Origin of the sequence: Amycolatopsis sp. cmx-4-54, assembly GCF_046548895.1 — a bacterium.
Classification (GTDB): Bacteria; Actinomycetota; Actinomycetes; order Mycobacteriales; family Pseudonocardiaceae; genus Amycolatopsis.
Map to the genome: position 1 here is coordinate 579,807 of NZ_JAEBEJ010000003.1, position 13,736 is coordinate 593,542.

Here is a 13,736-nt window from a genome sequence, read left to right on the forward strand (position 1 = left end):
AACTGGAGACTCTCTTCCCTGAGAAGGTATAGACCAATAGGGCAAACACGACAACACCCGATCGGACCAGTACGCCGTACCGATCACCGGTCACTCGCCGCGCAGAACCGCTTTCAGGGCATCGAGAACACTCGCGTCCTCGATCGTCGAAGGCACCTGCTCGTCGCGGCCGTCGGCGATCCCGCGCATGGTCTTGCGCAGGATCTTCCCGGACCGCGTCTTCGGTAGCGCGTCCACAATGGACACGTCGCGGAACGCCGCGACCGGCCCGATGTCGCGCCGCACCAGCGCGACCAGCTCGGCCTTGAGCGTTTCCGCGTCGACGTCGGTGCCCGACTTCAGCACCACGAAACCACGCGGAAGCTGCCCCTTCAGCTGGTCTCGGACCCCGATCACCGCGCATTCGGCCACGGCGGGGTGCGACGCCAGTACGGCTTCCATCGAACCGGTCGAAAGCCGGTGGCCCGCGACGTTGATGACGTCGTCGGTGCGGCCCATGACGAACAGGTAGCCGTCTTCGTCGACGTATCCGGAGTCACCCGTCAGGTAGTGGCCTTCGTACCGCGAAAGGTACGCCTCGCGATACCGCTCGTCGTCCTGCCACAACGTCGGCAGCGATCCCGGCGGAAGCGGCAGTCTGATGGCGATGGCACCCTCCCGGCCGGCGGGGAGCGGGTCGCCGACCTGGTCCAGGATCCGCACGTCCCAGCCCGGCACCGGTTTCGTCGCGGAGCCGGGTTTGACCGGCATCGGTTCCAACCCGCGCGGATTCGCCGCGATCGGCCACCCGGTCTCGGTCTGCCACCAGTGGTCGATCACCGGCACGCCGAGTTTCCCGTGCGCCCAGTGGTAGGTCTCCGGATCGAGCCGTTCACCGGCCATGAACAACGTCTTGAATCCGCTGAGCTGGTATTTTTCGATTTCGGCCGCGTCCGGATCGACCTTCTTGATCGCCCGCAACGCCGTCGGCGCGGTGAACAACGCCTTCACCCCGTGGTCGGCGATGACCCGCCAGAACGCGCCCGCGTCCGGGGTCCCCACCGGCTTGCCCTCATACATGACCGTCGTCGCCCCGATCAGGAGCGGCGCGTACACGATGTAGGAATGGCCGACGACCCAGCCGACGTCGGACGCCGTCCACCAGACGTCACCCGGCTGGATGTCGTAGATCGCGCCCATCGACCAGGCCAGCGCGACCGCGTGCCCGCCCGTGTCGCGCACGACGCCTTTCGGCTTCCCCGTCGTGCCGGAGGTGTACAGGATGTACAGCGGATCGGTGGCCGCGACCGGCACCGGGTCGGCGGGGGAGGCCTTCGCGACGAGTTCGGTCCAGTCGGCGTCACGTTCGCCCAGTTCGGCGCGGGCACGTTCCCGCTGCAGCACCACGACCTTGTCCGGCTGATGGACGGTGCCCGCGAGCGCCTCGTCGATGATCGGCTTGTACTCGACGACGCGCGTCGGCTCGATCCCGCACGAGGCGGCCACGATGACCTTGGGTTTCGCGTCCTCGATCCGCGACGCGAGCTCCTTGGGCGCGAAGCCGCCGAACACCACCGAGTGCACCGCGCCGAGCCGGGCACACGCCAGCATCGCGACCGCGGCCTCGGGGACCATCGGCATGTACACGATGACGCGGTCGCCCTTCCCGACACCGAGTGAGGCGAGCGCGCCGGCGAAACGCGCGACTTCGTCCAGCAGATCCGCGTAGGTGTACCGGCGTACCGAATCGGTGACGGGGGAATCCCAGATCATCGCGGTCTGCTCGCCGCGGCCGTCCCGCACGTGCCGGTCGAGCGCGTTGAACGCGGTGTTCAGCTCCCCGTCCGGGAACCAGCGGTAGAACGGCGCTTTCGACGCGTCGAGGGCGCGCGTCGGCTGACTGGTCCAGTCGATCGCCTGCGCGGCTTCGAGCCAGAAACCCTCCGGGTCTTCGAGGCTCCGCTGGTACGACTCGGCGTGCATCGAATGCTCCTTCGCGTTCGGGTACCGGACCTCATCATGGACTTCCGGCTGGGCCGATGCCCGGTGGTAACGGCGAAGAGACGCCAGCGACAACCCGGCAACCCTGCGCGGGCATGGAGCGTCCTAAGCTGGACTAGGGGAAAAACCGCCGGAAACGGCCTCGACGAGCGAGGGGAGCAGGGTCCATGGGACTAGCGAGCGCGCTGCTTTCGTTCGCGCACAGCCTGTTCGGACCAGGGATCTGGCCTGGGGACTGGGTGTGGGCGACGAGCACCGCGGGAGCGCTGGTCGCGCTGCTGCCCGCACTGGGAGCGATGGTCGTCGCGATCATCCGCAAAGGCACCGGCAACCGCTACGACGTGGTGACCCTGTCCATCTTCGGCGGGATCGGCGTCGTCGCCGTCTTCCTGCTGCCTTGGCTGCTGGCCACCGGGGTTTCGCAGACGTACCAGGAGGCCGCGTCCAAATCGGGCGGTAAATCCGGCTTTTCCAGCAGTGACCTGGCGACCTTCAACGCCGACTACAGCCCGCTGATCGGGAAGCAGAGCGAGTACCTCGGCCGCGGCCAGAACGTGTACGAGGTGCTGTTCTACCCGAACGGGATGCAGCTCAGTTATATCTTCTACCTCATTCTGCTGGTCGGGCTGCCGGCGCTGTCGCTGCTGTTCGTGATGCTGCAGGCGCGCACCGCGTTCCGTCGCGGCCCGAAGTGGCCTTCGCGGTTCTTCTGGATCCCGTTCGTGCTGATGGTGCTGGCGAGCGTCGGCATGGGCGCGAACACGGCCGTGCACTTCTGGCTCGGTTTCCTGCCGTTCAGCGTGCTGGGCCTGATCCCGGTCGCGCTCGTCGGCCCGCCGCCGTGGTCGGTGATCAACCGGCCCGACCCGCAGCCCCGGCAGAAGGTCGAGCCGTACCGCCCGGAGCCGCCCGCCCCGAAACCGCAGCCGCAACTGCCGCCTCCGCCCGCCAAGCAGTATCCGGCGACCGCGCTGGCGCAGGCGCCCGAACCGCCCGCGCTGGCCGCCGTCCCGGGTCCGGTCCCGGCGCCGCCGGGTTCCCGCAACTCCGGCGGCAGCCGCTACAAGCGCGTCCGCCGGCTCGGCCACGGTGGCTTCGGCACCGTGTGGGAAGCGATCGACACCCAGCTCAACCGCACGGTCGCGCTGAAGATCGCGCACGCGCCGGACCGGGACACCGAAGAGCGCATGCAGCGTGAGGCCAGGGCGCTGGCCGTGGTGAACCACCCCAACTGCGTCAAGGTGTACGACCTCGTCGAGGAACCCGATGGGCTCGCCCTGGTCATGGAGTACCTCGAAGGGCGCTCGCTGGCCGAGATCGTCGACTCGCAGGGCCCGCTCGACGACATCGCCGCCGGACGGCTCTGGTCGACCATGGCCGGCGCGCTCGCCGCGGCGCACGAGAAGGGGGTGCTGCACCGGGACCTCAAGCCGTCGAACATCATCCTCGACCGCAACGGGCTCGCCCACCTCATCGACTTCGGCATCGCCCGCAGCCAGGGCGACTCGAAGATGACCGCGACCGGGATGATGATCGGCACGCCGGACTTCGTCGCCCCCGAGCAGGCGATGGGCTCACCGGCCAGCCCGGCTTCGGACGCCTGGCAGCTCGCCGCGACGGTCAGCTACGCGCTCTCGGGCCAGCCTCCGCGCGGCACCCGGGAGACCCCGATGGCCGCGCTGATGGCCGCCGCCCGCGCCGAACCGGTGTCGAAGCTGCCGAACCGCAGCGCGCACGCCCGGATCCTCATCGCGTCGCTCGACCAGGAGCCCCGCCGCCGTCCGACGCTCACCGCCGTGCGGCGCGACGTCGAAGGCTGGCTCGCTCGCGCGGGCAAGTCGCCGGACGGCCCGGTGACGCAGATCGTGCCGCGCCGTCCTCCGCAGCAGCAGCAGCAGCAACCGCAGTCCCACCAGCAGCCCCAGAAGCAGGCGCAGCCTCAGCGTCACCCGCGCTGACCTGCGAAAAGAGAGCAAAGGTCCCTTGCTCTCTCACTCGACGATGACCCAGGTCCCGCCCCGCCAGCCCATGGTGAAGATCTTGGGGTCCCCGTCCATGATCGTCGCCTTCGGCGCGATGGCGTTGGGCGGGATGGTCACCTGATCGGGCCCCTTGCTCTTCACCTTCGCGCGGTCGACCCGGGTGGCTTTCAGGTTCTTCAGATCCCCGGGCGTGAACATCTCGAACAGCATCGGCGTGAGGCTGCGGCACTCCTTCATGCCACCGTCGTAGGCGGGCGCCGAAATCCGGCACACGGTATCCAGGTCCTTGGCGCCCAGCGCGTGATGGAACTCCTCCATCACGCTCGCGGCGCCGTCCGGAGTGTGTGCCACCGCTCCGCCGGTGGCGGGCTTGGTGACCGTCGCGGCCGTCGCCGAAGGGGCTGTAGCGCTGGCGCGCGTAGTCGACGTAGGCGCGCTCGAGCTGCTGCTCGGCGCTTCGGAAGTGCTCGGAACGGCCGAAGTCTGCGGTGCCGCGGTCCCCGGCGTCTGCTCCTCACATCCCGCGATCAAGAACAACGCCACGGCCGCGCAGGCCGCTCCGAGCGGTCGGATCGTCATGATGCCCCCTGTAGGACTGCTGCTGACCAGGGGAGAGTAACAACTATCGACCAAGTGTCACACTTGAATCGGGAAATCAGGAGTCGCCCGTGATCAGGGCCAGCATCGACACGGACAAGATGAGCCGAGCGGAGACACAGGTCCGCGGCATCGCTTCCTTCTTCTTGCCCACGAAGTCGACCTGCACGACCTGGCCGTTGCTCAACTGGACGCTCAGGGCGCAGGCCTCCGCGGTCTGCTCGAACCTGGCCTTCAAGGTGCCGAACTGTCCGTTCCGCACGTCCGCGCCCGCTTTCGGAGGCACGGCTTCGAGGCCGCCCGTGCCGTTCGTGTACATCCCGACGGCCTTCGCGTACGGGACTTCGTGGGTGCAGGTCGGTCCCAGCGGCCCTTCGCCCTTCTGAGCGCCTTCGCGACCGGCGTTGACTCCGGCGTAATTCGCATGAGTGAACTTGACGACTTCGCAGATGTCGGCGTTCTTCAGCGCTTCGGCTGGAGGCTCCTGAACGGTGCTCGGCGCCGGTTTGCCACCGGCGAGCGGGACGAACTTCTTCAGCACCACTTCGGCGACCTTCTTCGCCAACTCGCAGTGCTCGGGACGAGAGCCCGCTTCGTCGCTGTCGACGTCATACGCGTCGACAGCGATCGAGGCATAGGCGCGGACGTCCATGTTGACCGAACAGAACGTCGCAGGTTCCGGGTCGAAGGCGTAAGTCCGGCCCTTGATCCCGGCGATCTCCACCGGCTCCATCACCGGCGAGTCCTGGGTGATCCAGCTATACGGACTGTAGGCGTGCACCTGCGCGCCCTTGTTGTCCGGGAACACGAACTGGCAGCCGCTGAGCGAGCCCTTGGTGCTGACCAGGCCGAGCGGTTGCAGATCGGGTTTGATCGAATCCAGCCAATCACAGCCTTCCTCACCCTGTTTCACAGGCAGGGCCAGCGGCTGGTCGAGCACCTGATCGCTGAACCCCGACCCGTCGGCGGGCGGGGTGTAGCGCGGAAACTTCGTATCGCTGGCACCGGGCGCCGAGCCCTCGCGGAAAGCCTTTCCGTCGAGGGCGCTGGAGCACCCGGTGAGCAGCAGTGCGACGGCCACGAAAACCGGCCAACGAGACATGACGACCCCCAGAAATCCTCAATTCGGACGGGAGTCTAAAACGCTTCCGGACGCCTCGCTGGCTCTTCGCTCAACCGGTCGTGGTCACTTCCAGGACGGTAGCCACAACTCGGCGTTCCAGTGGTCGTTGGTGATCGCGTTGCCGTTGAGGATCGGCCACAACCAGGCGAAGTTGGCCACGACGAGACCAACGTAGAGGGCGACGACGAGCATGCCGGTGCCCCGCCGTTCGAAACCGCGTTTCGCGCTGCCGAGGATCTGCCCGAGGATCAGCGTCAACCCGAGTATCAGGAACGGCGCCAGCGGCGTCGCGTAGAAGTAGTACATCTGGCGGTCGAGGTTGGTGAACCACGGCAGGAACCCGGCCAGGTAGCCGACGAGCACGGCGGCGTAGCGCCAGTCCGCGCGGAAGAACGACCGCCACACGCTCCAGCCGAGCATCGGCAGGGCCAGCCACCACATGGCGGGCGTGCCGATCAGCATCGTCGCCCGCACGCAGGTCGACTCGCCGCAGCCGGTCGCGTCGGTGCCGCCCGCGTACGCGTAGAGCATCGGCCGCAGGCCCATTGGCCAGGTCCACGGCTTCGACTCCCACGGATGCGGTTTGTCCTTGGGCGTCACCAGGTTCGCGTGGAAGTCGAGGACGTTCATCGTGTAGTCGCCGAGCGACCGCAACGCGGGCGGCATCCAGGCCCAGAAACCGGGATCGATGTCCTTGATCGCCACGTAGTTGCGGTCGGTCGCGGTCTCGCTCGCGAACCAGGCCCAGTAGCAGGCGAGGTACACCAGGATCGGGATGACGACGATCGCCCACAGCGCCGGCAGCACGTCGCGGCGCAGCGTGCCGACCCAAGGCCGCTGCACCCCGGCGGCCCGGCGCGCGGCGACGTCGAAGAAAACGGTGAGCAGGCCGAACGCGGCGATGTAGTAGAGCGCCGACCACTTGACGCCGAAGGTCAGCCCGATCATCAGGCCGCCGGCGAACCGCCACCACCGGAAGCCCAGCTTCGGTCCGAACCGGGACTCGTCGATCCAGCCTTCGCGGACGGCCACGGCCAGCCGCCGCCGCACCTGGTCGCGGTCGCAGAGCACGCAGGCGAACGCGGCGAGAACGAAGAGCGCGATGAAGATGTCGAGCATCCCCATGCGGGACTGCAGGTGCAGAACGCCGTCGCTGATCACCAGGATCCCCGCGACCGCGCCGAGCAGGGTCGAGCGGGTGAGGCGCCGGGCGATCCTGATCGTGAGGAACACGATCAGCGTGCCCGCCAGCGCGGGCATGATCCGCCAGCCCCAGGCGTTGTAGCCGAACAGCCATTCGCCGATCGCGATGAGATGCTTCGCCAGCGGCGGGTGGACGATCAGCTCGTAGCCGTAGTTGTCCTCGTAACCGCCGTTGCGCAGCATCTGCCACGCCTGGGGGACGTAGTGCTTCTCGTCGAAGACGGGCGTGCCCTTGTCCGTGGGCGTTCCCAGGTTCTGGATTCGGACGATGCCGCCGATGAGCGTCAGCACCAGCGTGACGATCCAGCCGCGCAGGCGATCGGTCGGCATGCCGCGACCGAGGAGGGTGGCCTCCCGGTCACTCGGTGGCCTGAGCGCGTCGACCGGGTCCGGCCGCACGCTCTCATTGTCCCGGGTCAGCAGTGCGGTCACGGGGCATGATCCTACGGGCGGAAGAGTGAACTCGGTGTCCGGATCTGCGAACCGGTTAACCTTCGGGAATGACCGAAGGACGCCTCGTGCTGGCAGCCACCCCGCTCGGAGACGTCCGTGACGCTTCGCCGCGCCTGTCCGAAGCCCTCGCGACGGCCGACGTGATCGCCGCCGAAGACACCCGCCGCCTGCGCTCTCTCACCGCGGCTCTCGACGTCTCGCCGGTCGGGCGCGTCGTCAGCTTCTACGAGGACGTCGAAACGGCTCGTCTGCCGAAACTGCTCGAATCGCTCCAATCGGGCGAAACGGTGGTTCTGGTGACCGACGCCGGAATGCCGAGTGTTTCGGATCCCGGATTCCGCCTGGTGGCGGCCTGCGTCGAGGCGGATGTGCCGGTGACCTGCCTGCCCGGCCCGTCGGCGGTGACCACGGCGCTCGCGCTGTCCGGCCTGCCTTGCGACCGTTTCTGTTTCGAAGGATTCGCTCCGCGCAAGCCCGGCGAACGCGCGAAATGGCTCGGTTCGCTGAAGGACGAGCCCCGGACGGCCGTGTTCTTCGAATCTCCGCACCGTCTCGCGAGCACGCTCGCCGACGCCGCCGAGGTCCTGGGGCCCGACCGTCGCGCCGCCGTCTGCCGCGAACTGACCAAAACCTACGAAGAGGTCAAACGCGGCAATCTGCCGGATTTGGCCGCTTGGGCAGCCGGGGGGGTCAAGGGTGAGATCACCGTCGTGCTCTCGGGTGCGCCGCCGCGTTCGGTGAGTGTCGAGGACCTGGTCTCGGAAGTCTCGTCGCGCGTCGCGGCCGGTGAACGCCTCAAGTCCGCCGCCGCCGAGGTCGCCGAAGCGACCGGTGTGTCGAAGAAGGAGCTTTACGACGCCGTGCTCGCGTCCCGTAAGAGCTAGGACAGCAAGGCCGTCACGGCCGCGTGCGCCTTCGCGGCATCGGGCTCCGCGCCGGTGATGACGTCCGTATAGATGAAGGACTCGCCGATCCGCACCAGCAGGTAGGCCAGGTCCTCGGCCGGCAGCGGCGGAGTGAGCCGGCCCGCGGTGATCTCCTCGTCGAGGAATTCGCGCATTTTCGCGATCGCGCGACTCTGCACCACGCTGGCCTTCGTCGTCAGTAGCCGCAGCGCCCGCTCGGGCTCGTTACGCAGGAACTCCCGGAACGGTTTCGAGCCGTTCACGGTCCGGACGAAGGTGCCGACGAGGTCCGCGATCCCCTCGGCGCCGCGCCCGAGCTTGCCGGAAGCCCGCGCTTCGAAGACTTCGACGGTCATCGACCAGAGGATCTCGCCGAGCAGTTGATCCCGGCCGCCGACCCACCGGTGCAGGGTGGCCCGGCTGATCCCCAGCTCACCGGCGAGTTCGCCCATGTCCACCCGGCGCCCGTCCAGGAACCAGTCACGCGCGATCGTGAACGCGCGCAGGGCGTCCGGGCGCGGTGAAGTCAGCTGGCGTTCGAGTGCGGTTTCGATGAGTGAAACATATCACGAAATGTCTCACCAATGAGACATATGCAAGAATGTCTTACCTCTCGACGAGGAGGATGCGGATGCGCGCAGTACAGGTGACCGAGTTCGGCGGACCCGAGGTGCTCAACCTCGTCGATCTCCCCGACCCCGTCCCGGGCCCAGGTCAGCGGCTGGTCGAGGTCGACCGGATCGGCGTCAACTACGCCGACACGCACCAGGCCGAGAACTCGTACCTCGCCCCGAGCAAGCTCCCGCTCGTCCCCGGCGGTGAGATCGTGGGCCGCACCGGGGACGGCAAGCGTGTCGTCGCGCTGCTCAACGGTGGCGGCGGCTACGCCGAGCGAGCGGTGGCCGACGACGTCACCAGCTTTGAGGTGCCCGAGGGCGTCGATGACCTGACCGCGCTGTCCTTCATCGTCCAGGGCACCACCGCTTCGCTCCTGCTGCGCAAGAGCGCCCACCTCGAAACCGGCGAATCCGTCGTCGTGCACGCGGCCGCGGGCGGGGTCGGCTCCATCGCCGTCCAGTTGGCGAAAGCCTGGGGAGCGGGCCGGGTCATCGCGACCGCCAGCAGCGACGAGAAACGTGCGCTCGCCCTCGAACTCGGTGCCGATGTCGCCATCGATTCGCGCGCCGAGAACATGACGGACGCGCTTCGCGAGGCGAACGGCGGCAAGCGGGTCGACATCGTGCTCGACATGACCGGCGGCACGGTCACGGACCAGAGCATCGCGGCCCTCGCGCCGTTCGGCCGTCTCGCGTTCTACGGCATGGCCAGCCGCGAGCAGCCGAAGCCGATCGAAGCCCGCAACCTTCTCGGGCACAGCACCACCGTTGCCGGGATGTGGTTGCCGCACGCCTTCAAACTCCCCGGCAACGTCTTCGGGCGCACCCTCGACGAGCTTTTCGAGCTGGCTCTCGCCGGCCGGGTCCGCGCCATCGCCGGCGGCGAGTACGCGCTGTCCGACGCGCGCGCCGCCCACGAGGCACTGCGCTCGCGCGGCACGATGGGCAAGCTCCTGCTGGACCCCGCTAAGTAATTCAGCCGAGCAGGTGCTCCAGCGGAGCGGACTTGTGCAGGCATTCCTGCCACTCCGCTTCGCTGTCGGAGTCGGCGGTGATCCCGCCGCCGACCCCCAGCTCGATCGTGCCTTCGTGGATTTCGAAGGTTCTGATCGCGACGTTCAATTCGAGCCCGGCGATCGGCGAAGCGAGTCCGATCGCACCTGTGTAGACGCCGCGCGCGGCAGGCTCCAGTTCGGCGATCAGATCGAGCGCGCGGATCTTCGGCGCGCCCGTGACCGAGCCCGGTGGGAAGGTGGCCGCCAGCAGGGCCGCGTCGTCGATCTCGTCGGCGAGTGATCCCTCCACAGTGGACTCCAGATGCCAGACGCCCGGTGCGGGCCGGACCGCGAGAAGTTCGGGCACCCGTACGGTGCCGGTGGCGCACACTCGCCCGAGATCGTTCCGGACGAGATCGGTGATCATCACGTTCTCGGCGACGTCCTTGGTGGATTCCCGTAGTCGCTGCGCGAGATGCTCGTCGGCGGCGTTCCGCCGCGGCAGGGTGCCCTTGATCGGCGTCGACCGGACGTGCCGCCCATGCCTGGAAAGGAAAAGCTCGGGGGAGAACGACACGACCGAGCCCCAGTCGCCGCTGAGGAACGCCGCCCGGCGTGCTCCCAGGAGACGCGCGCCCTCGGCGAACAACGCGATCGGGTCGCCGGCGAATTTTCCGCTGAAGCGAGCGCAGATGTTCGCCTGGAACAGCTCTCCGGCTTCGATCGCGTGCACACACGCTTTGACCGCGTCGTAGTGCTCCGACGGAAGCGGGCGCGACAACGGGCCGGAACTCCAAGTCGTCGCTTCGGGAACCTCGGCAAGGGCGGATTCCACCGCGGCCACTTCGTCGACCGGATCCGGGGTGCCATCGAGAACCAGGGCTTCGAACCACCACGAACCGTCGGCGTCCAGCCGGAGAACCCTGTCGACCCAGCCCCAGGCAGCCGGAGGAAGCGCGCCGGAACGGCCCGAGGGATCGGTCAAGTCATAACCCAGGTAACCGAACCAACCGCCCCCGACCGCGCCCGGCACCGCGTCGCGGACTTCAGGCAACCGAGCGGGGATCGCGAACGCTTCCGCCACGTCCCGGACAGGAGCCAGGGAAGCGTTCAGCGCGATGACCGCGCGCGACGAAAACCACTCTCCGCACAGCGCGGCGGGCGGTGCGAGACCGAGCTTCTCGGCGCGTACGCCGAGGACCGCCAGCGCCCGTTCGGGCCCGACGTCCGTCCGCAGCCTCCGGCACATCAACCGCACGCGACATTGTCACCGGCCGGATGGCCGGAAACGCAACCCGCGTCGGCCGGAAAGTGAGATCCGCGACCACGCGGTGACGTCGTGCACACCCGTCGTCACGCAGTGGGCACTACAAGAGCACATCCGTGAGCTTGAAGGGGTAGACAACGGCGTCCTGCGCGATCGGTCCGTCCACACCGGGCAGCCCGGTCCCGAAACCGTGCTGATGCAGGCCCAATCGCGAGTGGAACCATCCCGGCCTTCCCGGGATTTCGTTGTGCCTGACCAGCCACAACACCACTTCGCTGTCCGCCCACTTGTCCGGGTGCAAGCGGTTCGCCCAGCAGTCGAGCCCCGCGTATATCAGCACGCGTTCGACGCGCGCCGCATTCCGGACGTGCTTGATCCACGCCTTGATGAACCGGTCGTCGACGCTGGGCGCCTCCACTTCCAGCGCGGGCGCGAGCGAACCGGGCGCGAAGGCACCGAGCGCGCTCGCCGTCCGCACGAAGTGATCGGCCTGGTCGTGGACGGCGCCGGGCCGGGCGTAGTGCCGTGCCCCGGTGTGGATGCCCGCGTTCTGCGCGCCGGTCAGATTGCGTTCCGCCGCGACGTCCCGCCAGTTGGTGTTTTCGGTGACGGTGACCGAAGCGAACCGGATGTCGGCGCCACGCACCGCCGCCCAGTCCGTCACCGTCTCGCGGTGGGACAGGGTGACGCCGTGCTCGCCTTCCGGATCGATCGAACTCACCTGCCTCGAATTTCGCCCCAGTACGACCGAAAGGTCACCCTACGTCCGCGGAGCGGCCGCAAGGTGACCTTTCGGTTCAGCGTGTCTCAGGCGTTTTCGCGTTGGAACGTCCGTGAGCCCCACCAGATGGCCAGAACGGCCATGACCAGCACCACGACGCTCCCGGTGAACAAGGCGTCCATCGAGAAGTCACCGCGGAAACTGTTCCGCTCGACATCCACCACGTGCCGGAACGGATTGATGCGGGAAATCGTGTACAGCCACTCCGGCGCCGAGCCCGCGGTGATCGGGATCAGGATTCCGGAAAGCAGCAACAGCGGCATGAGAACCGCGTTGAGCAATGCCGGGAAGGTGTCTTCGCTCTTGAGGGTCAACGCGAGCGCGTACGAACACGACGCCAGGGCGATCGACAACAGGAAGACGATCGCCAGGCTGAGCACGACACCGCCGACCGGCGCGTTCAGGTCGAAGACCAGATACGCCAGCGCGATGATGAGCAAGGCCTGGACGACGGTCTGCAGCGCGTTGGCGAGCACCTTGCCCAGCAACAACGCCACCCGGTTCACCGGTGTGACCCGCATCCGCTCCACCACGCCCGAGTGGTACTCCGCGAGGAGCCCGAAACCGACGAAAGAGGCGCCGAACAGCGCGAGCTGCGCGATGATCGCCGGCGTGAAGATCATCCAGCCGTCCACATCGGACAGCCCTTGCGCGTTGAGCGATTTCACCAGAAGCGGCCCGAAGAAGAACAAGTAGAGCAGCGGCTGCATGATGCCGATGGCCAGCCACGTCGGGTTGCGCAACGCCGCGAGCATGTCGCGGCGGAAGATCAACCAAGTGTCATGCAACACGCGTGGCCTCCTTCTCCGTGTCAGCGTCGACCGACTTGCTCTCTTCGGCGTCGCGCAGACTCCTGCCCGTCAGGGCCAGGAAGACGTCGTCGAGTGTCGGCCGGTGCACCTGGATGGACGCCGTCGCGATGCCACGGGCGTCCAGCGCCCGAAGCAGTTCGGGCATCGCGGTGTCGCCGCGCGGCACCCGGAACCGCACGGTGCCGTCGGTGATGGTCAGCTCGTGCGCCCCTTCGAGACGGCCCGCGACCTCCGCGGTCTCGGCCGCCGATTCTGGTGAAACCCCGATGACGACACTGTCACCGGAAACTCTCGCCTTCAACGAGTCCGGTGTTCCTTCGGCGACGATCTTCCCGTCGTCGATGACGATCAGCCGGTCCGACAGCGCGTCCGCCTCGTCGAGGTAGTGCGTGGTCAGGAAGACCGTGACTCCCTGCTCGTCGCGCAGGCCGCGGATGTGATTCCACAGGTTCGCCCGGCTCTGCGGGTCGAGCCCCGTCGACGGCTCGTCGAGGAAGACGAGACCGGGTGAGTGGATCAGCCCGAGCGCGATGTCGAGCCGACGGCGCTGCCCGCCGGACAGGGTCGCGGTCGTGCGCTGGTCGAGCCCGCCCAGGTCCAACTGTTCGGCGAGGACGGCTCCGCGCGCGAGCGCGTCCGCCTTGCTCATCCGGTACAGCCTGCCCTGGAATTCGATCTCTTCGATGACCTTGCTCGCCGGCGCGGTGCCGCCGCCCTGGGCGACATAACCGATTCGCCGACGCACCCCCAGCGGGTCGGCGAGCAGGTCGCAGCCGCCGACCGTCGCCTCACCGGCGGTGGGCTTGAGCAGCGTCGTCAGCATGCGCAGGGTCGTGGTCTTCCCCGCGCCGTTCGGTCCGAGGAAGCCGACCAGTTCCCCGGCCGACACGTCGAGATCGACGCCTTTGACGGCGTGGACCTCGCCCCCATTGCGGCCCTTGCGGCGGAAACGCCGCTCAAGGCCGCGTGCCTTGATCATGTTTACTCCTTTCGGCATCCAGCTAGTCAAGTTTGACTAGCG

13 protein-coding genes are annotated in these 13,736 nt (G+C 67.9%); 4 read left to right on the top strand and 9 right to left on the bottom strand.

Annotated elements, in window-relative coordinates; all coding sequences use genetic code 11:
* Positions 1–90 precede the first annotated feature (90 nt).
* A complete protein-coding gene (locus tag ACLJQ7_RS13065) occupies positions 91–2,049 on the bottom strand; it encodes a propionyl-CoA synthetase (RefSeq protein WP_410648591.1) in 1,959 nt (652 codons plus the stop codon).
* A gap of 98 nt (positions 2,050–2,147) precedes the next feature.
* Here ACLJQ7_RS13065 and ACLJQ7_RS13070 point away from each other — a divergent pair, with 98 nt between their 5' ends.
* Positions 2,148–3,938: a serine/threonine-protein kinase gene (locus ACLJQ7_RS13070; RefSeq protein ID WP_410648443.1), complete on the top strand. Its 1,791-nt coding sequence runs from the start codon at positions 2,148–2,150 to the stop codon at positions 3,936–3,938.
* Between the two features lie 33 nt (positions 3,939–3,971).
* Here the strand turns inward: ACLJQ7_RS13070 and ACLJQ7_RS13075 are convergent, their stop codons facing one another.
* Entirely contained in the window at positions 3,972–4,313 is a 342-nt protein-coding gene (locus tag ACLJQ7_RS13075) for a hypothetical protein (RefSeq protein WP_410648444.1), read from the bottom strand.
* 10 nt (positions 4,314–4,323) lie between these two features.
* Between ACLJQ7_RS13075 and ACLJQ7_RS13080 the strand changes: the two genes are divergently transcribed.
* Positions 4,324–4,581 (top strand): hypothetical protein, encoded by a 258-nt coding sequence (locus ACLJQ7_RS13080; protein WP_410648445.1) that lies wholly within the window; start codon positions 4,324–4,326, stop codon positions 4,579–4,581.
* Positions 4,582–4,617: 36 nt separating this feature from the next.
* Here ACLJQ7_RS13080 and ACLJQ7_RS13085 read toward each other — a convergent pair whose 3' ends face one another.
* Positions 4,618–5,661, bottom strand: coding sequence for a hypothetical protein (locus tag ACLJQ7_RS13085; protein WP_410648446.1), 1,044 nt, complete (start codon positions 5,659–5,661; stop codon positions 4,618–4,620).
* Positions 5,662–5,745: 84 nt separating this feature from the next.
* The gene (locus ACLJQ7_RS13090) at positions 5,746–7,317 is read right to left on the bottom strand and encodes a dolichyl-phosphate-mannose--protein mannosyltransferase (RefSeq protein WP_410648448.1); all 1,572 of its coding nucleotides are present in this window, start codon (positions 7,315–7,317) and stop codon (positions 5,746–5,748) included.
* Between the two features lie 68 nt (positions 7,318–7,385).
* On the opposite strand from ACLJQ7_RS13090, the gene rsmI reads away from it, so the two are divergent.
* Positions 7,386–8,222, top strand: coding sequence for a 16S rRNA (cytidine(1402)-2'-O)-methyltransferase (gene rsmI / locus ACLJQ7_RS13095; protein ID WP_410648449.1), 837 nt, complete (start codon positions 7,386–7,388; stop codon positions 8,220–8,222).
* Here the strand turns inward: rsmI and ACLJQ7_RS13100 are convergent.
* Positions 8,219–8,773 carry a QsdR family transcriptional regulator gene (locus ACLJQ7_RS13100; protein ID WP_410648592.1) on the bottom strand — a complete coding sequence of 185 codons (555 nt, stop codon included), beginning with the start codon at positions 8,771–8,773 and terminating at the stop codon, positions 8,219–8,221. The two genes, rsmI and ACLJQ7_RS13100, sit on opposite strands and share 4 nt — an antisense overlap.
* Before the next feature lie 101 nt (positions 8,774–8,874).
* On the opposite strand from ACLJQ7_RS13100, the gene ACLJQ7_RS13105 reads away from it, so the two are divergent.
* The gene (locus ACLJQ7_RS13105) at positions 8,875–9,834 is read left to right on the top strand and encodes a quinone oxidoreductase family protein (protein ID WP_410648450.1); all 960 of its coding nucleotides are present in this window, start codon (positions 8,875–8,877) and stop codon (positions 9,832–9,834) included.
* Position 9,835: 1 nt separating this feature from the next.
* Here ACLJQ7_RS13105 and ACLJQ7_RS13110 read toward each other — a convergent pair whose 3' ends face one another.
* From ACLJQ7_RS13110 to ACLJQ7_RS13125, 4 genes are all read right to left on the bottom strand, one after another.
* A complete protein-coding gene (locus ACLJQ7_RS13110) occupies positions 9,836–11,113 on the bottom strand; it encodes an aminodeoxychorismate synthase component I (protein WP_410648452.1) in 1,278 nt (425 codons plus the stop codon).
* 109 nt (positions 11,114–11,222) lie between these two features.
* Entirely contained in the window at positions 11,223–11,843 is a 621-nt protein-coding gene (locus ACLJQ7_RS13115) for a glycoside hydrolase family 25 protein (protein WP_410648453.1), read from the bottom strand.
* Positions 11,844–11,929: 86 nt separating this feature from the next.
* On the bottom strand, positions 11,930–12,694 hold the full coding sequence (locus ACLJQ7_RS13120) for an ABC transporter permease (protein WP_410648454.1): 765 nt from the start codon (positions 12,692–12,694) through the stop codon (positions 11,930–11,932).
* Positions 12,684–13,694 carry an ATP-binding cassette domain-containing protein gene (locus ACLJQ7_RS13125; RefSeq protein ID WP_410648455.1) on the bottom strand — a complete coding sequence of 337 codons (1,011 nt, stop codon included), beginning with the start codon at positions 13,692–13,694 and terminating at the stop codon, positions 12,684–12,686. The genes ACLJQ7_RS13120 and ACLJQ7_RS13125 overlap by 11 nt, the downstream gene beginning before the upstream one ends.
* Positions 13,695–13,736 lie beyond the last annotated feature (42 nt).

Bases quoted from the DNA above. Each gene is read 5' to 3' on its own strand.
- ACLJQ7_RS13070 (WP_410648443.1), top strand. From the start codon at position 2,148: ATGGGACTAGCGAGCGCGCTGCTTTCGTTCGCGCACAGCCTGTTCGGA.
- ACLJQ7_RS13085 (WP_410648446.1), bottom strand. From the start codon at position 5,661: ATGTCTCGTTGGCCGGTTTTCGTGGCCGTCGCACTGCTGCTCACCGGG.
- rsmI (WP_410648449.1), top strand. From the start codon at position 7,386: ATGACCGAAGGACGCCTCGTGCTGGCAGCCACCCCGCTCGGAGACGTC.
- ACLJQ7_RS13105 (WP_410648450.1), top strand. From the start codon at position 8,875: ATGCGCGCAGTACAGGTGACCGAGTTCGGCGGACCCGAGGTGCTCAAC.
- ACLJQ7_RS13125 (WP_410648455.1), bottom strand. From the start codon at position 13,694: ATGATCAAGGCACGCGGCCTTGAGCGGCGTTTCCGCCGCAAGGGCCGC.